This is a genomic window from Olsenella sp. AGMB03486 (assembly GCF_040884255.1).
Classification (GTDB): Bacteria; Actinomycetota; Coriobacteriia; order Coriobacteriales; family Atopobiaceae; genus Olsenella_L; species Olsenella_L kribbiana.
Genome location: NZ_JBEVTM010000018.1, coordinates 1 through 24,673, shown reverse-complemented (window position 1 = coordinate 24,673; position 24,673 = coordinate 1). Strand labels below are relative to the sequence as shown.

Annotated in this window: 26 protein-coding genes and 1 pseudogene; 17 read left to right on the top strand and 10 right to left on the bottom strand. The window is 59.4% G+C overall.

The window, feature by feature from the left end; translation table 11 throughout:
* Nucleotides 1-155: 155 nt before the first annotated feature.
* Entirely contained in the window at nucleotides 156-515 is a 360-nt protein-coding gene (locus ABVS03_RS09095; protein WP_368018857.1) for a DUF488 domain-containing protein, read from the top strand.
* Here ABVS03_RS09095 and ABVS03_RS09090 read toward each other — a convergent pair.
* Nucleotides 512-1,285: a MerR family transcriptional regulator gene (locus ABVS03_RS09090; RefSeq protein ID WP_368018856.1), complete on the bottom strand. Its 774-nt coding sequence runs from the start codon at nucleotides 1,283-1,285 to the stop codon at nucleotides 512-514. The genes ABVS03_RS09095 and ABVS03_RS09090 overlap by 4 nt on opposite strands.
* Before the next feature lie 157 nt (nucleotides 1,286-1,442).
* Between ABVS03_RS09090 and ABVS03_RS09085 the strand changes: the two genes are divergently transcribed.
* The 3 genes from ABVS03_RS09085 (at nucleotide 1,443) to ABVS03_RS09075 (ending at nucleotide 5,235) form a co-directional block, all read left to right on the top strand.
* A complete protein-coding gene (locus ABVS03_RS09085; protein ID WP_368018855.1) occupies nucleotides 1,443-2,798 on the top strand; it encodes an NAD(P)/FAD-dependent oxidoreductase in 1,356 nt (451 codons plus the stop codon).
* 210 nt (nucleotides 2,799-3,008) lie between these two features.
* Nucleotides 3,009-3,659, top strand: a complete 651-nt coding sequence (locus ABVS03_RS09080; protein WP_368018854.1) for a cupin domain-containing protein — start codon at nucleotides 3,009-3,011, stop codon at nucleotides 3,657-3,659.
* A gap of 31 nt (nucleotides 3,660-3,690) precedes the next feature.
* The gene (locus ABVS03_RS09075; protein WP_368018853.1) at nucleotides 3,691-5,235 is read left to right on the top strand and encodes a DUF438 domain-containing protein; all 1,545 of its coding nucleotides are present in this window, start codon (nucleotides 3,691-3,693) and stop codon (nucleotides 5,233-5,235) included.
* 62 nt (nucleotides 5,236-5,297) lie between these two features.
* Here ABVS03_RS09075 and ABVS03_RS09070 read toward each other — a convergent pair whose 3' ends face one another.
* Together ABVS03_RS09070 and ABVS03_RS09065 are read right to left on the bottom strand one after the other, a co-directional pair.
* On the bottom strand, nucleotides 5,298-6,179 hold the full coding sequence (locus ABVS03_RS09070; protein WP_368018852.1) for an NAD-dependent deacetylase: 882 nt from the start codon (nucleotides 6,177-6,179) through the stop codon (nucleotides 5,298-5,300).
* On the bottom strand, nucleotides 6,124-6,918 hold the full coding sequence (locus ABVS03_RS09065) for a protein-ADP-ribose hydrolase (RefSeq protein ID WP_368018851.1): 795 nt from the start codon (nucleotides 6,916-6,918) through the stop codon (nucleotides 6,124-6,126). Before ABVS03_RS09065 ends, ABVS03_RS09070 begins: the two co-directional genes overlap by 56 nt.
* A gap of 299 nt (nucleotides 6,919-7,217) precedes the next feature.
* Here ABVS03_RS09065 and ABVS03_RS09060 point away from each other — a divergent pair, with 299 nt between their 5' ends.
* The 6 genes from ABVS03_RS09060 to ABVS03_RS09035 all read left to right on the top strand — a co-directional run bounded on the left by ABVS03_RS09060 (nucleotide 7,218) and on the right by ABVS03_RS09035 (nucleotide 12,562).
* On the top strand, nucleotides 7,218-7,826 hold the full coding sequence (locus ABVS03_RS09060) for a 4Fe-4S binding protein (RefSeq protein ID WP_368018850.1): 609 nt from the start codon (nucleotides 7,218-7,220) through the stop codon (nucleotides 7,824-7,826).
* A gap of 4 nt (nucleotides 7,827-7,830) precedes the next feature.
* Nucleotides 7,831-9,375, top strand: coding sequence for a glycine betaine ABC transporter substrate-binding protein (locus ABVS03_RS09055; protein WP_368018849.1), 1,545 nt, complete (start codon nucleotides 7,831-7,833; stop codon nucleotides 9,373-9,375).
* Nucleotides 9,372-10,190: an ABC transporter ATP-binding protein gene (locus tag ABVS03_RS09050; RefSeq protein WP_368018848.1), complete on the top strand. Its 819-nt coding sequence runs from the start codon at nucleotides 9,372-9,374 to the stop codon at nucleotides 10,188-10,190. The genes ABVS03_RS09055 and ABVS03_RS09050 overlap by 4 nt, the downstream gene beginning before the upstream one ends.
* Nucleotides 10,191-10,241: 51 nt before the next feature.
* Nucleotides 10,242-11,222, top strand: coding sequence for a zinc-binding dehydrogenase (locus ABVS03_RS09045; protein ID WP_368018847.1), 981 nt, complete (start codon nucleotides 10,242-10,244; stop codon nucleotides 11,220-11,222).
* Nucleotides 11,223-11,257: 35 nt separating this feature from the next.
* Nucleotides 11,258-11,680: an Rrf2 family transcriptional regulator gene (locus ABVS03_RS09040; RefSeq protein ID WP_368018846.1), complete on the top strand. Its 423-nt coding sequence runs from the start codon at nucleotides 11,258-11,260 to the stop codon at nucleotides 11,678-11,680.
* 306 nt (nucleotides 11,681-11,986) lie between these two features.
* Nucleotides 11,987-12,562 carry a xanthine phosphoribosyltransferase gene (locus tag ABVS03_RS09035; protein ID WP_330972966.1) on the top strand — a complete coding sequence of 192 codons (576 nt, stop codon included), beginning with the start codon at nucleotides 11,987-11,989 and terminating at the stop codon, nucleotides 12,560-12,562.
* Between the two features lie 64 nt (nucleotides 12,563-12,626).
* On the opposite strand, the pseudogene ABVS03_RS09030 reads toward ABVS03_RS09035, so the two are convergent.
* A pseudogene (locus ABVS03_RS09030) lies at nucleotides 12,627-13,523 on the bottom strand (DUF5131 family protein).
* 2 nt (nucleotides 13,524-13,525) lie between these two features.
* Nucleotides 13,526-14,446 carry an alpha/beta hydrolase gene (locus ABVS03_RS09025; RefSeq protein WP_368018845.1) on the bottom strand — a complete coding sequence of 307 codons (921 nt, stop codon included), beginning with the start codon at nucleotides 14,444-14,446 and terminating at the stop codon, nucleotides 13,526-13,528.
* 250 nt (nucleotides 14,447-14,696) lie between these two features.
* Between ABVS03_RS09025 and ABVS03_RS09020 the strand changes: the two genes are divergently transcribed.
* Complete coding sequence (locus ABVS03_RS09020; RefSeq protein ID WP_368018844.1) at nucleotides 14,697-15,227, top strand: pyridoxamine 5'-phosphate oxidase family protein; 531 nt, start codon at nucleotides 14,697-14,699, stop codon at nucleotides 15,225-15,227.
* 136 nt (nucleotides 15,228-15,363) lie between these two features.
* A complete protein-coding gene (locus tag ABVS03_RS09015; RefSeq protein WP_368018843.1) occupies nucleotides 15,364-16,497 on the top strand; it encodes a hypothetical protein in 1,134 nt (377 codons plus the stop codon).
* Between the two features lie 68 nt (nucleotides 16,498-16,565).
* On the opposite strand, the gene ABVS03_RS09010 is transcribed toward ABVS03_RS09015, so the two are convergent.
* Complete coding sequence (locus tag ABVS03_RS09010; RefSeq protein WP_368018842.1) at nucleotides 16,566-17,252, bottom strand: transaldolase family protein; 687 nt, start codon at nucleotides 17,250-17,252, stop codon at nucleotides 16,566-16,568.
* Nucleotides 17,253-17,519: 267 nt separating this feature from the next.
* On the opposite strand from ABVS03_RS09010, the gene ABVS03_RS09005 reads away from it, so the two are divergent.
* Nucleotides 17,520-18,317 carry a methylated-DNA--[protein]-cysteine S-methyltransferase gene (locus tag ABVS03_RS09005; RefSeq protein ID WP_368018841.1) on the top strand — a complete coding sequence of 266 codons (798 nt, stop codon included), beginning with the start codon at nucleotides 17,520-17,522 and terminating at the stop codon, nucleotides 18,315-18,317.
* Nucleotides 18,318-18,507: 190 nt separating this feature from the next.
* Here the strand turns inward: ABVS03_RS09005 and ABVS03_RS09000 are convergent, their stop codons facing one another.
* Nucleotides 18,508-18,948 carry a hypothetical protein gene (locus tag ABVS03_RS09000; protein WP_368018840.1) on the bottom strand — a complete coding sequence of 147 codons (441 nt, stop codon included), beginning with the start codon at nucleotides 18,946-18,948 and terminating at the stop codon, nucleotides 18,508-18,510.
* Between the two features lie 33 nt (nucleotides 18,949-18,981).
* Nucleotides 18,982-19,311, bottom strand: a complete 330-nt coding sequence (locus ABVS03_RS08995; protein WP_368018839.1) for a hypothetical protein — start codon at nucleotides 19,309-19,311, stop codon at nucleotides 18,982-18,984.
* 357 nt (nucleotides 19,312-19,668) lie between these two features.
* Here ABVS03_RS08995 and ABVS03_RS08990 point away from each other — a divergent pair, with 357 nt between their 5' ends.
* From ABVS03_RS08990 to ABVS03_RS08975, 4 genes are all read left to right on the top strand, one after another.
* Nucleotides 19,669-20,967 (top strand): amidohydrolase family protein, encoded by a 1,299-nt coding sequence (locus tag ABVS03_RS08990; RefSeq protein WP_368018838.1) that lies wholly within the window; start codon nucleotides 19,669-19,671, stop codon nucleotides 20,965-20,967.
* Between the two features lie 469 nt (nucleotides 20,968-21,436).
* Nucleotides 21,437-21,634 carry a hypothetical protein gene (locus tag ABVS03_RS08985; protein WP_368018837.1) on the top strand — a complete coding sequence of 66 codons (198 nt, stop codon included), beginning with the start codon at nucleotides 21,437-21,439 and terminating at the stop codon, nucleotides 21,632-21,634.
* A 177-nt stretch (nucleotides 21,635-21,811) separates the two neighbouring features.
* Nucleotides 21,812-22,078, top strand: a complete 267-nt coding sequence (locus tag ABVS03_RS08980; protein WP_368018836.1) for a hypothetical protein — start codon at nucleotides 21,812-21,814, stop codon at nucleotides 22,076-22,078.
* Nucleotides 22,075-22,563 (top strand): hypothetical protein, encoded by a 489-nt coding sequence (locus ABVS03_RS08975; protein ID WP_368018835.1) that lies wholly within the window; start codon nucleotides 22,075-22,077, stop codon nucleotides 22,561-22,563. Before ABVS03_RS08980 ends, ABVS03_RS08975 begins: the two co-directional genes overlap by 4 nt.
* Nucleotides 22,564-22,946: 383 nt before the next feature.
* On the opposite strand, the gene ABVS03_RS08970 is transcribed toward ABVS03_RS08975, so the two are convergent.
* Both ABVS03_RS08970 and ABVS03_RS08965 read right to left on the bottom strand, forming a co-directional pair.
* Nucleotides 22,947-23,330, bottom strand: a complete 384-nt coding sequence (locus tag ABVS03_RS08970) for a type II toxin-antitoxin system death-on-curing family toxin (RefSeq protein WP_368018834.1) — start codon at nucleotides 23,328-23,330, stop codon at nucleotides 22,947-22,949.
* A complete protein-coding gene (locus ABVS03_RS08965; RefSeq protein WP_368018833.1) occupies nucleotides 23,327-23,539 on the bottom strand; it encodes a type II toxin-antitoxin system Phd/YefM family antitoxin in 213 nt (70 codons plus the stop codon). The genes ABVS03_RS08970 and ABVS03_RS08965 overlap by 4 nt, the downstream gene beginning before the upstream one ends.
* Nucleotides 23,540-24,673 lie beyond the last annotated feature (1,134 nt).

The following is a 24,673-nucleotide window of genomic DNA, read 5'->3' as shown; positions in this document are numbered from 1 at the left end:
TCGATTGCAGGAAACGATAGCGGCGGGAGGAGCTTCAAGTATTATCTATAAGTCCTCAATCTTTCATATCTGTCATTGCATGCCAGCACAGCAGAGAATCTGCACAGCGAAAGAGACCTACCATAGGGAAGACAGCAAGAGAAAGAAGGCTCTCCATGGATATCAGGATCAAGCGCCCCTATGAGGCGGCAGCGCCCGACGACGGCTACCGCATGCTTGTGGACCGCCTCTGGCCCCGCGGCATCAAGAAGGAGAATCTCAGCATGGACGAGTGGGCAAAGTGCTTTGCCCCCTCGACCGAAGCAAGGAAGGCCTTCGGCCACAAGCCAGAGAACTTCGATACGTTCAGGCAGCAGTACCTGGCCGAGCTCAGCTCATCCGATGAGGCAAAAGCAGAGGCAGCAAAGCTCAAGGAGCTTGCGCCCGAGACGATCACACTCCTCGTCGGCGCCAAGGACCCCGCCTTGAGCCAAGGCCCCATCCTCAAGGAATGGCTCGAGCAGCAGCTTGCCTAGATATCGGATGCCTCGATAGCGGTGACCAGGAATGCAGCGGCGCCCGCGCCTGCCCTGGAGTCGTAGTACTCCTGGAAGCGCGGATCTGCCACATACATCTGGCCCAAGCCCACATGCATCTCATGCGTGAGTGTACGGCTCTTGCCCCAATGCGCCTGCACCCAGGCTGCATGCAGGCGCACGAGCTCCGCCGCTTCTGCGTCAGACGGGTCGCCGGACTCCATGGCAGCCTTCAGCTGCACGATGATTCTTCCTTCGAGCGTTGCAAGGTCATTCCACTCGTCCTTGTCCATGCTCCGCACAGCCTCGTTTGCCGCGTCGACCGCTGCATCGCCGTACCGGGCCCTGGCTTCGCCGCCATAGCGCCTTTCGTTCTCCTCGATTGCAGCCTCCTTGAGGCCATGGAACCTCTCCTCCGAGCTCATCTTCTTTCCTTTCTGCATGTTCTCGAGCGTGCGCTCGGCGCACTCCCGTGCTGCACGCACTCCACGCTCGCGCTCCTCGAGCAGCGCTATCTGCTCTTGAAGCGCCTCTTCCTCATCCACGCCGCGTCTTTCGAGAAGCTCCCCTATGCGGGCAAGCGGCATCCCGCAGGCACGCCAGAGAAGGATCTTCTGCAGCCGCGCTGCATCAGCCTCCGAATAGATGCGGTAGCCATTCTCCTGCCGCTTCGGCACGAGGAGCCCCCGTTCGTCGTAGAGCCGAAGCGTACGCACGCTCACGCCAGCAAGCGTGCCAAGCTCCTGTATCGAATAGCCATGTGCGCTCACGGGCGCTTCCTTTCTCTCTGACATCTGCATGCTAGACCCTGACGTTGCGTGAGGGTCAAGAACTTCCTGCTGTCTTTTTCGGGATCTGGCTTGACTTACTATATTGATTGTACACAATTGTATTGTACGCAATACTTCATGGATTCAGGAGGCTCCCATGTACGATTACGATGTCGCATTCATCGGTTCAGGCCACGCAGCATGGCATGCAGCGCTGATGCTCAGGAAAGCAGGAAAGCGCGTTGCCTTTGTCGAGGAGGATACGGTTGCCGGCACCTGCACGAACTGGGGCTGCAATGCGAAGATCCTGCTCGATACGCCTTTCGACTATGTGGATGGCCTCGAGCGCTTCCGCGGCATGGGCATCGATTCGGTGCCTTCCGTAAACTGGGAGGAGCTCATGGCCTACAAGAAGAAGGTCGTGAATCCGATGCACACGGTGCTCGAAGGCATGTTCCAGAAGGCGGGCATGCCGGTCTACCATGCCCATGGCACGCTCGTCGATGCCCATACAATCCAGGCAGGAGATGAGCGCATCACGGCCGAGACGATCGTTCTCGGCACAGGCGAGCATCCGAGAAAGCTTGCCATCCCCGGCTCCGAGCACATCCACGACAGCCGCGACTTCCTCGACCTCGACCAGTTCCCGGCACGCATCGCCTTCATCGGTGCCGGCATCATCTCGATGGAGTTTGCCTCCATCGCCGCCAAGCTCGGTGCCGAGACCACCGTCATCCAGCACGACCAGCGAATCCTCGGCATGTACCCGAAAAAGTATGTGGACCGCGTCGTCCTGAAGATGGAGCAGGAAGGCGTCACGTTCCTGCTCGACCACGATGTGGCAGAGGTGAAGAAGACAGGAGAGGCCTACCAGCTCGTCTTCTCTGACGGAGAGGCCCTCGAGACCGACTACGTCCTCGGCGCCACAGGGCGCGAGGCGAATGTGGAAGGCCTCGGCCTCGACGCTCTCGGCATCGCCTGCTCCCCACGCGGCATCGAGGTCGATGACCACATGAGGACCTCCGTGCCGAACATCTATGCCTCGGGCGACTGCGTCGCAAAGCGCATCCCGAAGCTCACACCGACCGCGACCTTCGAATCGAACTATATCGCCGCACAGATCCTGGGCCTCTCCGATGCTCCGATCTCCTATCCCGCCATCCCGAACCTTGTCTTCACCCTGCCCCGCATCTCCCAGGTCGGCGTCACGCTCGACGAGGCGGCCAAGCATCCCGAGCTCTGGCGCACCGAGACCGTGGAGTACGGCAAGAGGCTCCTGTTCGAGGCAAAGAACGAGATGGACGCCGAGTTCACGTTCGTGTTCTCGAAGGAGACGGGGCTCCTCGAAGGCGCTGCCTTCTTGGGCGAGGATGCCGGCATCTGGGCCGACCTCGCAGCGCTCGTGATCTCGCAGAAGATGAGCGGACTTGCGCTCTCCCAGCTCATCTTCACGTTCCCGACCGAGTCCCAGGGCATGCTCTCCCTGCTGATTCCGCTCCTGCCCCTGAAGTAGAAAAGCGGCACAACCTTGTCCTGCGGCCTGGCGGCATCCCCGCCAGGCCGCATTCATGTGAAAAGACCGCGTTCCGTCTAATTGGCACCATTTTTCTATCATTTTTTTCCTACTATTGCGCTAGGTGTTGTCATAACCACGGAATTTGGGGTAGGCACCCAATACGCTGGTCTCCAGCGAAGCAAAGATACATCAGTCAGGAGGCACCCTATGAACGAGACAGCAGGACGCACCTTCTCCATCGCAGACGAGAATCCAGCAGCCGAGGGCTGCACGATCTCCAAGGCCATCGAGGATTCGAGCGGCAACACCATCTCCTATTTCAGCCTCGGCCAAGACACCGACATCTCGGCCGAGCTCTATAGCTACCCGAAGATCCACTATGTCGTCTCGGGCACGCTCGAGGAGACCGGAGCCAATCCGGCCACCCTCAAGGCAGGAGACGCCTACCTCACGCCGATCGATGTCCCTTCCGGCCAGCATGCGACGGAGGACACCGTCTACCTCGAGATCGCTCTTGCAAAGGACTCTGCCACGAACCTTCCCGCCGAGGCAGGCAAGGCCTTCACGCTCGCAGATGCTGTGCCTTACGCTGACGGCCGCATCGTGAACCGCGACCTTGCCCACAATGCACACCTGAAGCTCGTCGAGATGGCATTCGACGCCGGTACCGGCCTCTCCGAGCATGCCGCTCCGGGCGATGCGCTCCTGCTTGCCCTCGACGGCGAGGCGACCGTCATCTACGAAGGCAAGGAGCACGCCTTCCCGGCAGGCTCTGCCTTCAAGTTCGATGCGGGCGGCAGGCACGCCATCCGCGCCGACAAGCGCTTCAAGATGGCGCTCCTCATCTCCCTCATCTGATAGAAACCCGCTGCCGGAAAGGATATGGATCATGGCAGAAGCGATAGATCTCGATGCCAGCGTCTTTGAGACATGCACGGCACACCCTGAAGTCAAGGACCTTATGGCCGGAGCAGGCTTCTCGGAGATCGTGAAGCCCGGGATGCTCCAGACGATGGGGAAATTCATGACAATCAGGAAGGGATGCAGCGTCAGGGGCGTCAATCTCGACGAGCTTGTCCGCACCTTCCAGGCTCATGGCCTCGCTGTCAAGGGCTATGAGGAGGCACAGAAGGCAGCTGAGCCCGAGGCTCCTGCTCCCGCAGCCGGGCCTGAGCCGGCAGCCGAGGCTCCTGAGGCGGCTGCTCCCAAGGGCCCCAAGACCGCAGCCGAACGCGAGGAGGAGCTCGCAAGCTTCGTCTCCCGCCTTTCTCGGGGCGAGGACCTCGAGAGCGTCCGCGCCGACTTCGTGCGCGACTTTGCGCAGGTCTCTGCAGAGGAGATCGCCCACGCCGAGCAGAAGCTCATCGAGGGCGGCGTGCCTGTGCCTGAGGTCCAGAAGCTCTGCGACGTGCACTCCGCACTCTTCCACGGCAGGACCGAAGAGGAATGCACGCTCTCGAACCTCACGCCGAACACCCTTCCCCAGGGCCATCCCGTCTCGATCCTGAAGCTCGAGAACACGGGGCTCGAGCAGGTACTCGATGCACTCGACAGGGCGCTTGCAGCAGGAGATGCCGATAGCGTGAAGCAGCAGCTCAATGCCCTGCGCGACCTCAGGAAGCACTATGCAAAGAAGGAAGAGCTCCTGATGCCGCCTCTCTATGAGGCAGGCTTCACCGGCCCCTCTGATGTCATGTGGGGCGTCGACGACGAGATCGTGCATGAGCTCTCCGACATCTCGAGGAGCTGGAATGCAGAGACCGCAGCAGAGCTCACGCCCCGTCTCGAGAAGCTCGTCTCCCGCATCCGCGAGATGATCTACAAGGAGGAGCAGATCCTCTTCCCGCTCTGCCAGGAGAACTTCGACAAGGATACCTGGTATGAGGTCTACCGCGACCTGCCTGACTTCGGCTGGGCCTTCATCGAGTCTGCCCCGAAGTGGCTTGACGGCGAGGTCTGGGCAAAGCTCGAGGCAAAGAAGGGCGAAGCTACTCCTTCCGAGGATGGCTATGTGACGCTGCCGACCGGCAAGCTCACGGTCTCCCAGCTTTCCCTGATCTTGAAGCTCCTGCCGGTCGACCTCACGTTCGTCGACGCCGAGGACCATACGCAGTTCTTCACGAACGAGGGCAAGGTCTTTGCCCGTCCGCTCTCCTGCCTCGGCCGCGAGGTCTGGAGCTGCCATCCGCCCCGCGTCCAGCCGATCGTCCGTTCCCTCATTGCCGACTTCAAGGCCGGCACGCGCGACAGCATGGAGGTATGGATGCCGAAGGAGGGCATCCCGACCCGCGTGCAGTATCTTGCCGTGCGCGCTGAGGACGGCACCTACCAGGGCACGCTCGAGATCGTACAGCAGTTCGACGGCGTCCTCGAGAAGCTCGAGGGCCTGGCCCAGGGTGGCGCAAAGCCGCCCATGCCGCCTGCGCAGGCATAGCGGGAAAGAAAGGCAGCGACACCAGAAGAGGCAGCTCCCAGGGAGCTGCCTCTTCTTTCATGCTATGCCAGCTTCTCCCTCAGCGTGGAGAGCATCTTGGCTGCATCCCCATCGACGAGGATGGCCCGCTCCGCAAGCTCCGCCGGAGCGAAGACCTCGCCGGCATTGAGCTGGACATACGTTGCGTGCCTGTTCCCGAGCGCCATGCGCCAGAACGGGAACTTGATGATCGAAGGCGTATTGCCGCCGACACCGATCTCAAGCAGCACGACCCGGTCCCGGCGGTGGTCCTTGAGGAACTTGTCATAGCGTTCGGCTGCTGCATGCCAGCCTGCATCCTCGACGAACGTGTCGTCGCAGCGCAGGTTGGGAACGAGGGGCTCGCCGCACCGGGGGCAGCGCGGCACAAGCTCTGACGGCACGCGCATATCCTTCTGCTCGCGCACCATTGCCTCGACCATGTCCTTGTTATCGTAGGTCTTCTGATGGCAGGGAACGGAGCACTGGAAGAGGCCGTAATCGCCCTGCGTATAGAAGAGCCGCCCCTTCTCTATTCCGGCGCGCTGGAACTGATGGTCCACATTCGTCGTGAGCACGAAGTAGTCGCACCCTTGAAGCAGGGCGGCAAGGTCCTTATATGCTTCGCCTACGGGACACGCATAGCGGTTCACCCATATCATGCGGCTCCACCATGCCCATAAGGTCTCCTTGTCCGGGAAGGGATAGAAGCCTCCTGTATACATGTCCTCGATTCCGAAGCGCTCATGGAAATCGGCAAAATGCTGCTCGAAGCGTTTCCCGCCATACGAGAAGCCAGCTGCGGTTGAAAGCCCGGCACCGGCACCCACGAGCACGGCATCGGCTCCCCCGATCGCCTCTGCAATGCGCTCAGCCGATTGCGAGAAGCTCCCGGTAGATTCTGTCATCCACTGGCTTGAAGACATCGAAGATCACCTCCATATCCGATTCATGTTCCTGTTTCCATTGCCTGACACAGGAGACTGCGGTTGCAGCCGCCTCCTTGTGCGGGTAGCGGAACTCGCCTGTCGAGATGCAGCAGAACGCGATGCTCCTGCACCCCTTCTCTTCTGCCGCATCGAGCGAGGAGGTGTAGCACGAGGCCAGAAGCCTTCGGTCTTCCAGAGTCGGCTCTGGCCCATAGACGATCGGCCCTACCGTATGGACCACATAGGAAGACGGCAGATTGAAGGCAGGCGTGACCTTCGCCTTTCCTGTCTCCTCCTCATGTCCCTGTGCTTTCATAAGCTCTGCGCAGGCAAGCCTCAGCTCGATGCCGGCATAGGTATGGATCGCATTGTCGATGCAGTGGTGGTTCGGCACAAAGCAGCCGAGCATCTGGCTGTTTGCGGCATTGACGATCGCATCGGCAGAAAGCCTCGTGATATCGCCCTGCCAGACTGCAAGACCCTCCTCTGTCACCGGGATGCTCTCCAGCGGGACAGCACCTCCACGCTCTTCAAGCCTCCCTGCAAGGTAGCGGTCCTGGACCGCGAGAAGCTCGGAGGAAGCCTGCCAGGGCGGGCGCACATTCACAAGTGCCCGGAGCAGCAGCCTCTGGTCCTGTGCATCCTCCGGAACCTCGAGCCCCGCCAGATCGTCCCGCTCCGCTATGAGATGCTCTATGAGCCAGAGCCTGCGTTCATCCTGCGTCATGTCCTTCATGGGAACCACCTCTCTAGAACTTTCCGGAGTTCGCGAGCTCCGCGCATGGCGGCACAGGCTCTGCGACATCCCAGTGCTCTGCGATTCTGCCGTCCTCGATGCGGAAGATATCGAAGAGAGCGCACTCGACGCCGTCGATATCTGCCTGCTCATCTCAGCACCCGCCTCCTGTCGCTCTGCGGCCTCATTTCCTCTTGCCGCTATGGACTATACCAAACCTGTCATATTTTTGTTGACAGCTTAGGTGTCACAACGTATATTACACATTGACAAGCAATGTCAGACCAGAGGAGAGGGCCATGGACGCACAGACGTGCCTGCACATGCTGAGAGAGATCAAGGACGTTTCGCTAGCCACCATCAACGAGGAAGGACACCCCGAGATCCGCATCATAGATATGATGCTCGAAGAGAAGGGTGCCCTCATCTTCTGCACCTCGCGCGGGAAGGACTTCTACACGCAGCTCGAGCGCGATTCCCATATCGCGATCGATGCCCTCACGAAAGACTGGAAGATGGTGCGGCTCATGGGAACGGCAGTGCGCATCGAGGACAATCCCCACGCCTGGATCGACCGCATCTTCGACGAGAATCCATCCATGAACGATATCTATCCAGGGGACTCCCGCTATGCGCTCGAGCCCTTCCGCATCGCGGAGGGCGAGGTCGAGCTCTTCGACCTCGGCGTATCGCCGATCGAGCGCCACACGTTCGCGCTCGGTGCCGCACATCCCAAGCCCCGTGGCTTCGTTATCACCGATGCCTGCATCGGCTGCGGGAAGTGCGCCCGCGTCTGTCCGCAGAAGGCGATTGTCGCAGGCACGCCCTACTCCATCATGCAGGACCACTGCCTCCACTGCGGCCTCTGCTTCGAGTCCTGCCCCGTCAAAGCCATAAGAAAGAGGTAGCGCCATGCTCCAGGACATGTGGAACCTGCTCATCACACGCTTGGATTTCTTCGGCGGCCTTCTTCTCGAGCATATCGAGATATCGCTTGTCGCCATCGCGATCGCCATCGTGTTCGGCGGCATCGCCGGCATCCTGATCAGCGAGTACCAGAAGGCGGCAAAGCCCACGCTCGCCGTCATCAATTTCCTCTATACGATTCCCTCGATCTCGATGCTTGGATTCCTGATCCCGTTCTCGGGCGTCGGCGACACCACTGCCATCATCGCACTCACGATCTATGCCCTGCTGCCCATGGTGAGGGCAGTGCATACAGGAATGACGAACGTGAATCCGGCCATCCTCGAAGCCTCTGAAGGCATGGGCAGCACCCGCTTCCAGACGCTCGTGAAGGTCCAGCTCCCCCTTGCCCTCCCTTACATCATGAGCGGCATCAGGAACATGGTGGTAATGACAATAGCCTTGGCAGGCATTGCCTCCTTCATCGGTGCAGGCGGCCTGGGCGTTGCCATCTACCGCGGCATCACGACGAACAATGCAGCAATGACGATGGTGGGAAGCCTCCTGATCGCCGTGCTGGCGCTTGTGGTGGATGCCGTGCTCGGCTTTGTGGAGAAGCGCCAGAAGCTGCGCTCGAAGAAGGCCAAGCGCCAGAACCGCCGCATGCTTCTAGGCGCAGGCGCGGCAGCCATCCTTGTTGCTTGCGGCATCGCAGCACCGCAGCTCTTCGCAGCGCCGCAGGACACAATCCATCTCGCGACGAAGCCGATGACAGAGGAGTATGTGCTCGGCGAGATGCTGAAGCAGATGATCGAGCAGGACACAAACCTCAAGGTCGAAGTGACCCAGGGCATCGGCGGCGGCACTTCGAACATCGAGCCTGCCATGGAGTCAGGAGACTTCGACCTCTATCCCGAATACACCGGCACCGGCTGGGCCATGGTCTTGAAGCAGGATGGCACCTACGACGAGAGCCAGTTCCCGGAGCTCGAGGCAGGATATGAGGAGAAGGGCCTCACCTGGCGCGGCATGTATGGCTTCGAGAATACCTATGGCATAGCCGTGAGGGAAGACATTGCCGAGAAGTACGATCTCCACACCTATTCCGACCTGGCGAAGGTTGCAGGCCAGCTCACGCTTGGTGCCGAATATGACTTCTATGAGCGCGAGGACGGCTATGATGCCCTGTGCTCTGCCTACGGCATGAACTTTGCCAAGACCATGGACCTCGACATCGGCCTCAAGTACCAGGCACTCGAAGAGGGCAGCGCCGATGCAATCATCGTCTTCACGACAGACGGCAAGCTTAGCCAGGCAAATGCCCGCGTGCTCGAGGACAATCTGCACTTCTTCCCGTCCTACCAGTGCGGAAACGTCGTGCGCGAAGAGGTGCTCGAGAAGCATCCAGAACTTGGAGATGTCCTCGACAAGCTCCAGGACACGATCACGGACAGCGATATGGCAGAGATGAACTTTGAGGTGGAAGAGGAAGGCAAAGACCCTGCCTCCGTCGCCACCGCATACCTGAAGCAGAAGGGACTCCTGAAATGACAGAGTACGCAATCGAATACCGCGATGTCACGAAGTCCTACGGAGATACGCCCGTCCTTTCCCACTTCAGCCTCAAGGTGCCCAAAGGCGAGTTCGTGACCTTCATCGGCACCTCGGGATCTGGCAAGACGACGGCACTCAAGATGGTGAACGGGCTTGTCGAGCCGACCTCGGGAGAGATCCTCGTGAACGGCAAGGGCATCAGGAACCAGGACAAGATAGCCCTGCGCCGCTCCATCGGCTACGCAATCCAGGGAAGCGTCCTCTTCCCGCATATGACGGTCGAAGAGAACATTGCCTACGTGCCGAATCTTCTGAATGGCAAGGACCATGAGAAGACGGCTGCCGCCGTGAAGAAGTGGCTCCATATCGTGGGGCTCGGAGAGGATCTCCTCGAGCGCTATCCGGCAGAGCTCTCCGGCGGCCAGCAGCAGCGTGTCGGCATTGCCCGTGCACTTGCCGCCTCGCCGGATATCCTCCTTATGGACGAGCCGTTCGGCGCCGTCGATGAGATCACGCGCTCCCAGCTGCAGACGGAAATCTCGCGCATCCACCGCGAGACCGGCATCACCGTACTGTTCGTGACCCACGATATCGGCGAAGCGCTGCTTCTGGGCACGCACATGCTGGTGCTGGATGCGGGCAGGGTGCAGCAGTTCGGCTCCCCAGAGGAGATTCTCGCACGCCCGGCGACCGAGTTCGTACGGAAGCTGGTGGCACGCCAGCGCCACACCTGCGACCTGGCGGAGGACCAGCTGTGTGCCTGCGAGCACAGCGGCGCGGCGCGCGCCGAGGCGGCACTCGCCGCACGGTAGCACCCAAGCGCATGGCACACTGGAAACGGAGCACAGAAGATGAGGAGAGCGATGGGAGATTCGATTCCCAAGACGATGCGAGCCATAGTAGTCCGCGAGGCCGGCGGGCCCGAGATGCTGAGCCTGGAGCAGCGTCCCGTGCCCGCCGTGCGGCCGGGCTGGTCGCTGGTGCGCGTACGCGCCCGCGGGCTCAACCACTCCGAAGTGTTCACGCGTCAGGGCTTCTCGCCCACCGTCAGGTTCCCGCGCATCCTGGGAATCGAATGTGTGGGTGAGGTCGTGGCTACGACGGACCCTGCACGCCTGCCCGTGGGCCAGAAGGCCGTCTCTATCATGGGCGAGATGGGCCGGGCCTTCGATGGCAGCTATGCAGACTACGCCCTTCTCCCCAACGAGCAGATCCATCCCATCGAGTCGGACCTTCCCTGGGAAGCCCTCGCAGCGATTCCCGAGACCTGCTACACAGCCTACGGCTCCCTTCTCAACCTGCATCTGGAGGCAGGACAGACTGTCCTCGTGCGCGGAGCGACCAGTGGCGTCGGCATGGCATTCGCGAAGCTGGCCCGATTCACGGCGGAAGGGCTGCACCTTGTGGGCACCACCCGCAGCGAAGCCCGTGCAGACCTGCTGCTCAAGGGCGGATACGACGACACAGTGCTTGATCTGGACGGGAAGCTGCAGGTGGAGGGCCATCCCTACCAGCGTGTCCTGGAGCTCGTGGGGCCAGCAACCCTTAAGGACACATGCAGCCATGTGTCGGAGGGCGGCATCGTCTGCAGCACAGGCCAGCTGGGCGGTGTATGGTACATGGAGGACTTCGACCCCATAGTCGACCTGCCGCCCAACGGCTTCCTGACGAGCTTCTACTCGGGGAACGTGGACGAGGGGAAGCTCGCGGGACTCATCGAGTACGTCGAGCAGAGGGGCGTGGACATGAAGCCCACCAAGGTCTTCTCGCTCGACCAGATGGCAGATGCACATCGCTTCCTGGAGAGCTCAGAGGGCTTTGGCAAGATAGTAGTTACGGAATAGGCAGACGCAGCACTCGAGAAGCAGGGACGCTAGCAATGCAGATAACAAGCAGGCTGACCATGGCAGCACACATGGTCTGTGCCATTGACTATTTCAAGGATACGCAGCCCGTCACGAGCTCGTTTCTGGCCAAGAGCATCGGCACGAGCCCGGTCATGGTGAGGACGATCATGGGCATGCTCAAGGAGGCAGGCATCATCTCCTCGAGCAAGGGCAAGCGCGGGATCGACCTGGCCCGTCCCCTCAAGGACATCACGCTCCTCGATCTCTGGCGTGCTGTCGACGAGACAGAGGCAGACTCGCTCTTCCACTTCCATGAGAACCCCTCTCCGCTCTGCCCGGTCGGCAGGAACATCCATGCCGCCTTGGACGAGGATCTCGCCCGTGCCCAGAAGGCCCTCGAAGACCAGCTTGCCGCCGTGCATATGGACGAGGTCGAAGGCACGATCAGGAAGTGAAACGGGCTCGTGGCCTAGGACCTGCCTCAGGCGGAACAGCTCCATCGTGCCGGAAGCCCCTGCGGGGGCTTCCGGCACTTTCTGTATGCCGATACAGTGCGCAGAGCATCAGGGCAGCCTCGGCTTTCGCGCAGAAACCGTGAGGCTTTCGGCAAGAGTCCTCATGCTGCACTGCGCCCCTCGCTGCAGCAGGGCAGGAGGACTCAGCCTTCGCCATCGTGGTATTCATGCTGAAGGGCCCGCCATTCGCGCAAAGCCGTATAATCAGTCCACATGATGGCAGATGAGCAGAAAGGACCATATCGCATGGAGCTTCTGGAACAGCGCATCCTCAAGGATGCTTCCGTCAAGGAAGGCAATGTCCTCAAGGTCGATTCGTTCCTGAACCACCAGATCGATATGGAGCTCCTGCACCAGATGGCGCTCCAGTGGAAGCACGATTTCGCCGATGCTCCCATCAACAAGGTCCTGACAATCGAGGCTTCCGGCATCGCTATCGCTGCAGCCGCCGGCATCGTCTTCGGCGTCCCTGTCCTGTTCGCTAAGAAGTCGAAGACCATCAACATCGACGGCGAGGTGCTCTCGACCCAGGTCGAGTCCTTCACCCACAAGAACATCTCCACGGTCATCGTCTCGAAGCGCTTCCTCGGACCTTCCGACCATGTGCTGATTGTCGATGACTTCATGGCAAACGGCTGCGCGATGGAGGGCCTCTGCGACCTCTGCCACCAGGCAGGAGCCACGGTCGAAGGCATCGGCATTGCTATCGAGAAGGGCTTCCAGGGAGGCGGCGACCGTCTGCGCGCCCAGGGCTACCGTGTCGATTCCCTCGCGATTGTGGATGCCATGGACCCCGCTACCGAATCTGTCACCTTCAGATAGCAGAAGCCATCCCATCCGCACCGCCATGCACTGCGCCTGTCACCCTATCGTGCCAGGCGCATTTTCATGCCGTTGGATCTGCAGGCACCTGTCCGCACCTGCCGCATCTCGTGCAGCCATTGCAGATGGGACGGCTGGCGCACTGCTCGCACCTGCTGGAAAACCAGGGATGCCACCTCTCCTCTTCCGGCACGGCGAGCCCTATCGGATAGCGCAGATCGAACGCGACGGACCTGCCCTGGTAGTTCATCCCCGATTTCCATGCCATGACCGACTGCAGCCTCTTGTCGGGAAGGTGGTACGTCCTGCCGTCCTTCACAAAGAGCGAGCCTGTCTCGGTAAACGTGAAGCTCACATCGTGCGCCACACATTCGCGACGCAGCGCCTGCACCCAGCCGAAGTCGCACGGACGGCATCCGGCGTAGTTCTCCCCTCCGCAGACGGCCCGCTCTATCTGCCCGGCGTCCAGGTACTTTTCTATGCTCACCGGCCCTATGAAGGGAGCGCACATGATGCCCTTGTGGAAAAACGGCAACTCCAGCAGAAGCGGTATCCGTTCATCGGCACGCTTCTGGTTCTCGCAGGTGACATTGAAGAAGATATTTCTTCAGCCCTCTCCCCAGTCCTTCGGAAGGCACTCTTTCACCCGCTCGGGCCGCTTCGTCAGGAGAAAGAACACGACGTCAGGCCGCTCCCGCATCATCTCCCAGGCTTCATCACGCCAGGCATCGGCTTCCTCCAGGAAGAAGTCTGATGTCATGCATACCCTCAGGGTCTCCCCGCTCCTGATGCGGAAGGCGCCCGTACGGTCTTTCTGCACCGGCTTGTCGAAGTCCGCCTTCGTGCGGCGGATATCGCTGCCATCCTGCCCGCGCAGCCCATCGAGATAGTACATGTAGCAGTGCGCGCAGCCCTCGGAGCACTTCCTGCAGCCATGCCAGGGATTCCATATGTCATGCATGCTCATTGCCGGGCACCCCTGCCTTCCGCCTCGATGCCCAAGAGCCAGGAGAAGAGGTGCTTCAGGGGCATGAATGCATCAGGATCCTTGCGGTGCAGCGTGACCGTGCCGATCATGTGCTGCCATCGCGGATCGTCTATGGTCTCGAGCACCGCCTCTGTCCCCTGTTTCTTTAGCGCCTCCACGAACGCCTTCTGGTGCACATAGGGATTCAGGGTATCGGAGCTTCCCTGTATCGCGAAGAAGGGCGGAAGCGCGATGCCATCCTCTCCTTCGACAAGCGCTATCGGCGAATACGGCAGGAGCGTCTCGTGTATGGCAGCCCTGTCCTTCGTATCTCTGCAGGGAAGGTCGACGAAGCTCTTCCAGAACGAGAGCGGATGAATCGGCTGAAGCTCAAGATCGTCTGCATCGACAATGGCAGCGCAGCTCACGACCGCAGAAACTGCTCTCCTATCAAACCCGTAACGCTTTGCCAGCTTGTCGCTATACCCCAGAAGGCAGGCAAGCTGCCCTCCGGCAGAGCTGCCGCCGACGATAACATGCTCGTACGGAAGACCATGGTCCTTGAGCCAGGTCTGGGTGGCCAGAACACCCTTATAGGCATCATCCACCTGAGCCGGGAACCGGTCATGGGGGACAAGGCGAAAGCCGACCGAGACGAAGCGGTACCCCTCATGGCACCAGACCCGCGCAGCATCGATCATGGACTCGGGCGTCCCAACAAGGAATGCCCCGCCATGGAACCAGAAGACCGGCTCTTCATGCACGGCCTCTGCAGGCTCCCAGATGACACAGTGCTGGAGACGCCCTGGTCCGAAGCCGATGCGTTCCGGCGCACCGGCAAACATCTCGTCTACCGAAAGGCGAGGACGCTCTGCGTAGGCAAAGGGCGTCGAGACGATCTCATAGAGCACACCCATGGACTTGCGGCCTCCCAGCCATCTGGCCCTGCCTGCAAGCGAGCAGGGCATTGACGAACATTTGTTCTTATTCTAGCATCTGAGCAGAAAATGCGGTAGAGGCTGACCAAGCAGGCTGTCCTTCCCCAGACAGTAGGAAGCCCTTTCGGCCACAAACACCCGAAAGAAACCGTCCGACAGGCGCAGGGCAGCAGCGCCCTGCGGTGTAGAGTGTCAGCGGGAAGATCTGCCGAGAGACAGGAGATGCTCTATGGTTCCCATGAGACGAGTGCACCGCGAGATCCAGGACCCTGATGCCATCCACGCCCTGATCGATGCCTGCCAGACCGTGCGCATCGGCGCCACGGATGACCATGGCCCTTTCGTCGTGCCCATGAGCTTTGGCTACGTATGGGACGAAGAAGCCTGGCAGAAGATGCGCGATGGCAGCACGGAGCATCCCGTGCCGCTCAGGCTCTATCTCCACTCGGCCACAGATGGCAGGAAGACACACTGCTTTGCTGCCTCTCCCCGTATCGCGATCGAGATGGACCGCGAGCTCGGTGTCATCACCGGCTCTTATGCCTGTGCCTATTCCTACTCCTACCAGTCCCTTATGGGAGCGGGCACCATCGTCCCCATCGAGGACGAAGCAGACAAGGCAGAGGCCCTCGCGCATCTTATGGAGCACATGGCACCAGGCGCACCGACATCCTTCCTGCCTGAGGCTATGGCCCGCGTCGCTTGCTGGCGCATCGATGTAGACGAGCTCTCCGGCAAGGAGCGCTACCCGAAGGGATAACGCGGCTCATACCTCCTGCCTCATACTTCGGGATGACGGCAGAAAGCTGGGCTTTCCGTATCATCGGCTGCAGCGAACGACAGCCGTTACGGAAGGCATGCCATGACCTCAAGATATCCCGCATCCAGGCGATTCCTTGCCATCCTCCTTTCAGGCACGCTCCCGTGCCGCTTCCTTCGCCGATGGACAGATCGACCAGGTCGACCTCATCTGTCTGACCGAGCGGACCGACTTCGATGGGAAGGATAGCCTCGAGGCTGCTGTCAGGAGCTGCGTGAAGTACCGCTCGGCCACAAGCACCGAGGGCGCCAACGGCTTGGCGCTCTGCTTCCCCTACGACGAGGTCTCGTCCTGCAAAGGCATGCGCTCGACGCTTGCGGAGATCTCCTGTACGAAGCTGACAGAGTTCTACGACTACTTCCTCTCAATCATGGGCTCCTCCACAGGGCCTCTTCCCGAGACCGGCACAGGCAGCATCCCCTCCTCGATACAGAGCGCAATCTCCTCTGCTGCAGGATCGGATGAAGCTGTTTCCTCTGCCTCGGGCAGCGACTTTGCCGCAGACGCTCTGGACGGTTCTTCCTGGCTCAGCGATGTCTCGGAGAGCTTTGCCTACGACGAGCTGCCAAGCTCGCTTGAGCTCGCTGAGACCGATGATGGCTACGTTGTCGAGATGGACGATACGCTCTGGGATGTCCTTGGCGACTTCCAGGTCTCTGTCATGCAGCGAAACCCGAAGAACGGAGATGAATACATCCTCCTCGGCTCAGACAATGTCTGGGATACCGACGCGTACGACAGCATCATTGTCGGCTTTGACGGCACCTGGACCGCGATCGGCGGCCATATCGTCTCGTTCTTCGGCGATGCACCAACCGCGCTTTCTGATGGCACCTACAGCTTCACGGGCACGATCCCTGCCATCTTGAACGGCGAGGAGCGCATCGATATCGTGGTGTACTGGCCGCCCGATGACCAGTCCCGTGGCTACATCCAGGGTTGGAGAAGCCATGAGCAGACGCAGAGCCATGTCTTCGGCCATGGCTTCAGCAGCTTCTCTCCAGGAGATGAGATTGTCCCCCTCTTCGATGTCTACAGCGAAGAGGGAAACTGGCTCCGTACGATGGCAGGAGATGCCATCACCATCTCGGACCCCAAGAATATCGAGGTCACCTACGAACCTGCACGCGATACCGCGACCTATTTCAGGGGCACGCTCACGACCGTCTACGGAAACGCAATCGACACCGAAGTGCTCGTGATCGAGTAGACGCATGAAGAGGGCCACACCGGCAAGCATGCCCTGTGCGGCCCCTGCATTGTCTCGTCTGGCAGCCGCTAAGCCTGCCCGCCTGCCACTTTGGCCCAGTCTGCATCGAACTTCGCCCGGCCCTCGACCGTCAGGGGATGGCGGATGCACTTCCTGAGCGTCGCGAAGGGCACGGTCGCGATATCAGCGCCGAGAAGCGCCGCCTGTGTCACGTGGTTTACGGAACGCACCGAGGCCGCGATGATCTCAGGACCTCCCTCCTCGTCCCACCAACCGTACTTATAGTTCTTCACGCACCTGATGACCTGCTCGAGCTGGCCTGTCCCATCATCTCCGATATCGTCGAAGCGGCCGATGAAGGGGCTTATGTAGCGCGCACCGGCGCGTGCAGCAAGCAGCGCCTGCGGCGCCGAGAAGACGAGCGTCATGTTCACGCGGACGCCCTCCTCGGCAAGCGTGCGCGTGGCGGGAAGGCTCTCCTCGCAGATCGGGAGCTTGATCACGATGTTGGGAGCAAGCGCGGAAAGGCGCCTGCCGTCCTCGATCATGCCCTCTGTCGTCTTTGCCTGGGACTCCGCAGAGACCGCAAGGCCTTCGCAGGCCTTGCAGATCTTCTGCATATGCCCCTCGAAGCCAGAGAGCTTCCCGCCCGTCTTTGCATAGAGCGAAGGATTCGTCGTGACGCCTGCAAGGACGCCCCAGGACTTCGCCGTCTCGATCTCTTCCAGATTGGCTGTATCGATGAAGAACTTCATGACATGCCCCCCTTGGCTCTGCTCTGCTGCATCCATAAGCATCCTGCATGCAGGCCTGCATCTGCATATCGTGCCTGCATATATAGCACTGCAGCAGGCACATGGGCAGAACCCATCTGCTGCACAGGTCTGCGCTCCGGCAAGCGGTATTCAGGATGTCCCAAGCTGTCATGCACCGGCATTCCACGCATCTGGGCGTAGAATAGGAACAGATGTGCGCAGACTCGCTGCCGCTGCCAATGCATGCTGCCAGCAGGAAGGGAAGCCATGTATTTCACGGAATGCCGCACCCCGATCATCGGCACGCTCACGGTTGCAAGCGACGGGAAAGACATCTGCGGCTGCTGGTTCGACAATGACCGCCACTTCGGATATGGCATAGCAGATGAGATGGAACGCAGGGACGATCTTGCCGTGCTGCAGCAGGCACGAGACTGGCTCGACCGCTATTTCGCAGGCGAGCGTCCTGACCCCAGAGAGCTCCCGCTTGCAGACCGCGGCACAGCATTCCAGAAGCTTGTCCGTTCTGCCATGCTCGAAATCCCCTACGGCGAGACCGTGACCTACGGCGACATCGCAAAGTCCCTCGAAGCAAGGACCGGCAGGCAGCAATCGCCCCGAGCCATCGGTGGTGCTGTCGGCCACAACATATATTGCGTGATTGTCCCCTGCCACCGCGTCGTCGGATCCGACGGCAGCCTCACAGGCTTCGGTGGCGGCATCGACAGGAAGATTGCGCTCCTCGAGTTCGAGGGTGCCATGAAGCCCTCCTTCAAGCGTCCGAAGAAGGGGACGGCACTCACAGGCATCCCGAATTCCGCCCGCATGGGACACGGCGCTGCCTATGCCTTCTCCGACCTCACTCCCGATGATATGCATGAGATCCTGGAAGCACACGACAGCTCGTTTGCCCAGGCCTTCGTCGTTGCAGATACGGCATCCAGAGCTTTCTGGAGGCCCGGCACATCCAATCCGGCACCGCCCCAGGAGCGCTGCCGCTACTTCGCGACGGCTGAAGATGCCACAGCGGCAGGATTCCACGCGCTGAAGGAGCAGGCAGAATAGCATGGCGCGCTGCTTCGAGTACGGCAAAAAGGAAGTTGCATGCCTGAAGAATCATGACAAGAATGCCCAAGCGGCGCATTCCATGAGCCCGCCTGCTCAGCTCCCCTGCGATGCTATCCCTTTCCGATAGCAGCAAGGCAGCCATCGGCCGAGAAGAAGCACAGCCTGCAAGCAGGAAGCTTTAGCCCAGTCACGAGAGCGCAGCACGGACAAGATCGCGCCCTGTTGCATAGCTCTCTCCCTCACTAGCCTCTATCATCTCTTCGGTCTCGCAGATAGCCTCAAGCGATTCATCATTGGATTCGCAGCCGATAGAAGCAGGCAGCGCGACGTGCCCATCTGCCCTCTCTTCAATGCTTGTGCAGGCCGTCCCAGATAGCCCTTCCGTCCCTGAACATGAATCGGAATCAGCCAGAGCCGTCTCTACAAGACTGCGGGCATCCATGAAACGTCCCCTCTTGCCAGAAGCAAGGAACATATCGCCTTCGGCCATGGCAGCAAGGCTTTCTGCGTTCGGTTCGCCAGATATAGCAATGATGTAGCACGGATCAGCCACGTCAATGCAGGCAACGGCCGTATCAGAACCTTCTGCATCGCACCGAAGTCCATCTGCCAGCTGTCTGTCAGCCATTTATGGCGCCTCCCTCTCTTGCGCCTGCGCTCTTCACGGCTGCCATCCTTCCAGCTCATGGAGATGCCCCAGATGGATGCCAATATGGCCGACAGCGATGATGATGGCAGAGATCGCTGCCAGAGGAGACTTGTGCCATATGCCCAGAAGGACGAAGGCCGCAACTGGCAGGCTCGCTATCGGCACAGGAACAGGTCCCAGGGGCTGATACATCCCATCGAGCTTCTCTCCATCCCTGAAATAGCGGACCCAGGCAATCTCATAGAGGATCATCAGAAGCGCTGCAGCGATGAGCACGAAGACCCCGGGAAACGGGGCGCCTTCGGGACAGACGGATATGAGCGACGTGCAGGTGGTGAGCACCTGGCCCACACGTTCGAGCGCGAGCAGGACCCTGCTCTCACGCTTCTGAAGCTCCTCATGTCCTGCAGGCCGCCTCTTTGCCCATCTGATGTTGGGAATGAAGAGCGCAAGCAGGAACGCGGAGCCGACGACCGAAAAGCCAAGCTACATTGTTGCCTCCATGCCTCCGCCCCAACACTTCCCGCATTGTACGGTACGGGCATTGCTGTACCATGCAGGCCTTACACTCTCGGTACAAGGGACGACAGGTGCGGCTCTCGCGAGGCACGCCAGGCAATGCATTCTTCCGCAGTTCTTTGATGCATCATTTTTGCTAGACTCGCACCCAATACCGCAAAATCCAGAAGGAGAAGGCATATGGACGCGACCGGACGCACTGCATATATCGGAGCAACCATCCTCGATGGCAGGAAAGACATGGAGCCCCAGGAGGGCATGGTCCTCATCACTTCCGGCAGCCACATCGAGGCAATCGTTCCCGAGTCAGAGAAGAGCGCCTACGCAGGCTGCGAAGTCCGCAGCCTCAAAGGCCGTTTCCTCATGCCTGGTCTCATCAACATGCATGTCCATCTGGCGGGAAATGGCAAGCCGCAGAAGAAGCAGCGCGACAATGCGGCACTGGTCAGAAAGATCATGAGCACAGGCCTTACCCGAGCGGTGGCCTATCGGCTCGTGCGCCAGTATGCGCAGATCGAGCTCATGAGCGGCGTCACGACCATCAGAACCGTAGGCGGCCTCGGCGACTTCGACACACGCTGCCGTGACGAGATTGCATCCGGCAAGGTGCTGGGCCCGCGCATCCTCGCAGCCAATGAGGGCATCTCGGTGCCGGGAGGCCATATGGCAGGATCGGTCGCAATAGCCGCAACCTCCATCGACGAAGCTCTTGCTCAGGTCGAGCGCTCGAGGCAGCAGCGCGCAGACCTCATCAAGCTCATGATCACGGGCGGCGTGCTCGATGGCAAGAGAAAGGGCGAGGCAGGCCTTCTCCGCATGGATCCTGCCATGATAAAGGCCGTCTGCGACCGTGCCCATGAGCTCGGCTACAAGGTCGCGGCCCATGTCGAAGGTGTCGACGGACTCAGGGCCGCTCTCGAGAACGGTGTCGACTCCATAGAGCATGGCGCCAAGCCCGACGCCACCATCATGGAGCTCTTCAAGGCCACCGGAGCCACGCTCTGCACGACGCTTTCCCCCGCCCTTCCCTATGCTCTCTTCGACCGCTCCATCTCCCATGCATCCGAGATAGAGCAGTACAACGGCAACATGGTCTTCGAGGGCATCATCGCCTGCTCCAAGGCTGCGCTCGATGCGGGCATACCAGTTGCCCTCGGAAACGATGTGGGCTGCCCCTGGATCACGCAGTACGATTTCTGGCGCGAGCTCATCTATTACTGCAGATACGTCGGTGTGGCTCCATCGTTTGCCCTCTATAGCGCCACGCTCGGCAACGCGCAGATAGCAGGCATCAACGATGTGACCGGCTCTCTCGAGCCCGGCAAGCACGCAGACATGATCGTGACCGACGCCAACCCCCTCGACGACCTCACTACCCTCCGCAATGTCAGGCATGTGATGCGGGACGGCATCTTCATTGCAGAGCCCCACGTCAAGCGCAAGCCAGAGGTCGACCGCGAGCTCGACAAGTTCCTGTAGGGTGCTGCAGGCCCTGGCTTTTCCCGTCGACCAGCCCGTCCGCAGATATGGTGCTTTTGCCGAACGTCCCGGAATCGAACTCCAAGCGAGCATCGCCTCATCATCTGATGGTGCTAGTTCTGGAAGGCTGCAGGCCATTGCTTGGATTAGCCCTGCAGCCACCTGCATCTTGTTGACGGCTAGACCCTCAATCCCTATACGACGTTCTCGTTCTTGTCCGCTTCAGGGCGCACAGTAGGCTTGCCCCCATAGCAGATAGGTGCTGCCGATAGCAGCAGTCAGAAGGAAGATGCGGATGGTTACCTACGAGCTCATTCACCGAAGCGGCAACGAGCTGCTTTGACAGTATTGGCCAGAGGACGACCGGAGCTCACGTCCCGAACGGATAGCCATCGATATCAATCGCGAGACATCATCATTGGGGGAGCCTGCGGAACGCGATTTCCAAGACAGCGCCACCGGAGCGGATATGAACGCTCTGCGTGATGCCATCAACGACATGCGCCGCGAGAGAGGCGAAGATCCTCTGACGGAGGAGGAGCTGCCAGCTGAACCAGATAATGCAGTCTGCCGATGGTGGTACTACTACGACCATGTGGTTCAAGGCCTGTCGAGGCGGCTCGACAAAGGAGAGAGACCGGAGCACGGGACGGTGGCCTGGTACTAGGGATTGTAGGTTGGTATGGAAATCGAAAGGGCCGCTGAGTGTGTGGATGATTGTTGCACCGGGCGTTTCTGGTGGGATAGGAACCGCTGGAAATACGCTGCTTAGTCCGGCGAACATTCGTGTCTGATGTTGACGGTAAAATTGAACTATCATTGCAACGTACTACAGGAGACAACAATGGATGATCTTTCGATTGAGGTTGGCCTCACGTGCCCAACTTGCGGTTGCACGAATTTCGAATCGGAGCAGCCCGGAGAAGATGAAGATTACACCGATGACTGGCCATTCACCTGTGCGCACTGCGGAAGGACCTTTACTCGCAAGGAGCTCATAGAGACGAATGCCGAGTCTATTGATACTGCCGTCGACGACATGAAAGACGAAATCGTCGAAGCAGCAGCGAAAGAGCTCAAGAAGGCGTTCAAAGGGTGGAAGATTAAATGAGTACCGAGCTTTCACTTGTTGCCACATGGGCGCCTATCGTTATCTCTGTTGTGAGCCTTATCCTCACTGGCTTTTTCTCCATCAGAAGCTACCGCCTCGACAAAAGCGATAAAGAGCAAAATGCGGAACTTCGCCAAATTCAGAAACAACTAAGCGAGCTGCAGCTGCAAAAAGCCCAGGAAGATGCAGCCGCAAAAACATCCTCAAAAGTCGAAGCATGCCATGTATTGGTCGGGCTCAAGAAGCATCACATTCGCATCGCAAACGTCGGTGGCACGGTTGTGACCGACGTGACTACCACTTGCGACGACGGTCCCTATGTGTACATGCAGGACAAGGAACCATTCGAACGTCTGGAACCCGGAAAAAGTTTTGATCAGACTGTAGTCTTTGCTGCCGGATCGCCATCGAAATTCAAAATCACGACTCACTGGCATGACGCTAATGGCAATGAGCACAGCCTAGACAACATCATCACGTGGTAGCCAGCAACACTCAATAGCTAGGCTGTTAGCGAACTATGACCTAGCGTGGCTTAGCGTGGCCTAACGTCCTGCGTGGCTTTGCGCACGCGCCTCCCATCAGGTATCTCTCTGCCTGTCCCGTCGAATAGACGCGACTCCTTGGGCCTCATTGCGATCCGAGGGCACCAGATGCAAGACGAGAGGACGGTAGGCCACCCCATGAAAGACGACATCCTCCAGATGCCACGAGACGCGTTCCCGACGCCCATCGGAATATCGGATAATGATGCCGAAAGCCGCGAGAATGCCGGGGCGGAGATGCTAAGGATCTGCGGCCTCCTCGACATCCGAAGCAAGCGGCCTGCCCGACTGCCTCATGGACGTGCTGCAGGTTACGAGATTTCTTAGTCTACGACGCTGCTAACCCACCCAACAAGCGCGTCATAGCTTACCGATCCATCCGCAACGCCTAGCATAGCTTTGAGGAAAACTGCATGTTCTGGCCTGAAATCAATGCCAGACATTCTGAGATACGTACCGAGCAGGGCAGCGCCCGTTCTCTTATTCCCATCGATAAACGGATGGTCGGATATGATGCCGAAGGCGTATCGGCACGCCTTATCGATAGCGCTTGGGTACAAGTCTGCGCCATCAAAAGTTTGGAACGGTTGCGCCAGCGCTGAATCGAGAAGTCCCTCGTCGCGCAGGCCGGCAAGTCCGCCGAACCGCTCGATTGCCGCCGCATGGATGACCAAGACCTCTTCTTTGGAGAAGGCCATAACGCTCATTTAGCAAGCTCTTCGAACACGTCAGCGTATTCATCCATAAAGTCGACAGCAACATCGGTGGCGCTGCTGCTACTCCGAGCCGGCTGAATCACGACCCAAGGCTTGTTGTTCTTCAAGATGGTGACCGACCTTCCAGTCCTGTTCACCTCTGCCGTCACGCGTGAAAAGTTGTTCTTGGCCTCTGCGAGCCCCATCGTCAAAGCTGCCATTTCCGACCTCCTAAATACTATCCAGTATTTTAGCCAGTATATAAGGCTATTTCAAGTAATAGTTTAGATGGTAATCTCCTGTACGGCTATCAGGCAATCACGATCGGCGGCTTTGTGGGTGGATGGTTCTCCATTACGAGCAGCTTCCTAAATTGCTTAAAAGTGGTCGCAGGGTTATCGGCGGTGGCAGCAGACTGTACCCCTATGCAGCCATGCTAATGTCCGCAAGAATTAAGCACGGATACACGGCAGCGTCCTGAGGCTGCAACGATTGCGGAAGAATTGTCACTCTCGCATTGCTATTGCCGGTTTTCAGGGCCGAAAAAGGGCCCTAAATGGCTTGTCTCGCGCAGTGCGAAGAGTGACAGACGCTCTTTCAGGAAGCACTCACGCATTCAGGAAGCGATTTAGGAATAGATTCGCGAATAGCTTCCTGAATGTTTGAAGATAATCCTGCCGCTCATGTAGTGGGTATAGATTTACGGCTTGCACATTCATGGTTTGTATCCGTAGAAGTTCAGCACGAATGTACAAGCACAATGTAGAGCCGCAACGATTGCGGAGGAATCGTCACTCTCGCATCACTATTGCCGGTTCTCGGGGCCGAAAAGGGCCCTAAATGGCTTGCCCCACGCAGTGCGAAGAGTGACAGACGCTCTTTCAGGGGGTCCGAAATCGCCGGAAATCGCGGTTTTGCAATTTGTCGCTCTTTACTTCTGCCTGCGGTTTTGCGAAACAGAAGGCACAAAACGGGGTGACTGCCCGATGACTGCATGGCTCGGCCCAAAACGCCAGTGCGGCTAAAGAACGCGATGAAGATACTCTTCTCGCTTTGGCATGTTGGCATCCAGCCTCCTTTCTCGGCAAGAGGTCGCAACGCGTCATCCCAGCGAAGACGGCCGAAGAGTGCTTCCGCAGGCTGACACCCATGAAATTGGCCCCCGAAATCCGAAGATTCCGGGGCTTCTCGCATTTGGCGCTTCGCGAAAGTCTTTGCGGCTTTGCCCAATACAGGGCACGAGTTGCAAGCCACCGCGACTAGAGGTGCGGGATGAGACTGGATGAGATGGCCTATTCCCACTCTATGAATCGAAAGTGCGGGCATTTCCATGTCGTCTCGTATTTTATACGGAA

What these genes read in the sequence shown, in the direction of transcription:
- ABVS03_RS09005 (WP_368018841.1), top strand. Translation starts at nt 17,520, where the DNA reads ATGTATTTCACGGAATGCCGCACCCCGATCATCGGCACGCTCACGGTT.
- ABVS03_RS09095 (WP_368018857.1), top strand. Translation starts at nt 156, where the DNA reads ATGGATATCAGGATCAAGCGCCCCTATGAGGCGGCAGCGCCCGACGAC.
- ABVS03_RS09055 (WP_368018849.1), top strand. Translation starts at nt 7,831, where the DNA reads ATGCTCCAGGACATGTGGAACCTGCTCATCACACGCTTGGATTTCTTC.
- ABVS03_RS08990 (WP_368018838.1), top strand. Translation starts at nt 19,669, where the DNA reads ATGGACGCGACCGGACGCACTGCATATATCGGAGCAACCATCCTCGAT.
- ABVS03_RS09060 (WP_368018850.1), top strand. Translation starts at nt 7,218, where the DNA reads ATGGACGCACAGACGTGCCTGCACATGCTGAGAGAGATCAAGGACGTT.
- ABVS03_RS09045 (WP_368018847.1), top strand. Translation starts at nt 10,242, where the DNA reads ATGGGAGATTCGATTCCCAAGACGATGCGAGCCATAGTAGTCCGCGAG.
- ABVS03_RS08965 (WP_368018833.1), bottom strand. Translation starts at nt 23,539, where the DNA reads ATGGCAGCTTTGACGATGGGGCTCGCAGAGGCCAAGAACAACTTTTCA.
- ABVS03_RS08985 (WP_368018837.1), top strand. Translation starts at nt 21,437, where the DNA reads ATGAACGCTCTGCGTGATGCCATCAACGACATGCGCCGCGAGAGAGGC.
- ABVS03_RS09040 (WP_368018846.1), top strand. Translation starts at nt 11,258, where the DNA reads ATGCAGATAACAAGCAGGCTGACCATGGCAGCACACATGGTCTGTGCC.
- ABVS03_RS08975 (WP_368018835.1), top strand. Translation starts at nt 22,075, where the DNA reads ATGAGTACCGAGCTTTCACTTGTTGCCACATGGGCGCCTATCGTTATC.
- ABVS03_RS09000 (WP_368018840.1), bottom strand. Translation starts at nt 18,948, where the DNA reads ATGGCTGACAGACAGCTGGCAGATGGACTTCGGTGCGATGCAGAAGGT.
- ABVS03_RS09075 (WP_368018853.1), top strand. Translation starts at nt 3,691, where the DNA reads ATGGCAGAAGCGATAGATCTCGATGCCAGCGTCTTTGAGACATGCACG.
- ABVS03_RS09050 (WP_368018848.1), top strand. Translation starts at nt 9,372, where the DNA reads ATGACAGAGTACGCAATCGAATACCGCGATGTCACGAAGTCCTACGGA.
- ABVS03_RS09065 (WP_368018851.1), bottom strand. Translation starts at nt 6,918, where the DNA reads ATGAAGGACATGACGCAGGATGAACGCAGGCTCTGGCTCATAGAGCAT.
- ABVS03_RS09020 (WP_368018844.1), top strand. Translation starts at nt 14,697, where the DNA reads ATGGTTCCCATGAGACGAGTGCACCGCGAGATCCAGGACCCTGATGCC.
- ABVS03_RS09035 (WP_330972966.1), top strand. Translation starts at nt 11,987, where the DNA reads ATGGAGCTTCTGGAACAGCGCATCCTCAAGGATGCTTCCGTCAAGGAA.
- ABVS03_RS09080 (WP_368018854.1), top strand. Translation starts at nt 3,009, where the DNA reads ATGAACGAGACAGCAGGACGCACCTTCTCCATCGCAGACGAGAATCCA.
- ABVS03_RS09070 (WP_368018852.1), bottom strand. Translation starts at nt 6,179, where the DNA reads ATGTCTTCAAGCCAGTGGATGACAGAATCTACCGGGAGCTTCTCGCAA.
- ABVS03_RS09010 (WP_368018842.1), bottom strand. Translation starts at nt 17,252, where the DNA reads ATGAAGTTCTTCATCGATACAGCCAATCTGGAAGAGATCGAGACGGCG.
- ABVS03_RS09085 (WP_368018855.1), top strand. Translation starts at nt 1,443, where the DNA reads ATGTACGATTACGATGTCGCATTCATCGGTTCAGGCCACGCAGCATGG.
- ABVS03_RS08970 (WP_368018834.1), bottom strand. Translation starts at nt 23,330, where the DNA reads ATGAGCGTTATGGCCTTCTCCAAAGAAGAGGTCTTGGTCATCCATGCG.
- ABVS03_RS09025 (WP_368018845.1), bottom strand. Translation starts at nt 14,446, where the DNA reads ATGGGTGTGCTCTATGAGATCGTCTCGACGCCCTTTGCCTACGCAGAG.
- ABVS03_RS08980 (WP_368018836.1), top strand. Translation starts at nt 21,812, where the DNA reads ATGGATGATCTTTCGATTGAGGTTGGCCTCACGTGCCCAACTTGCGGT.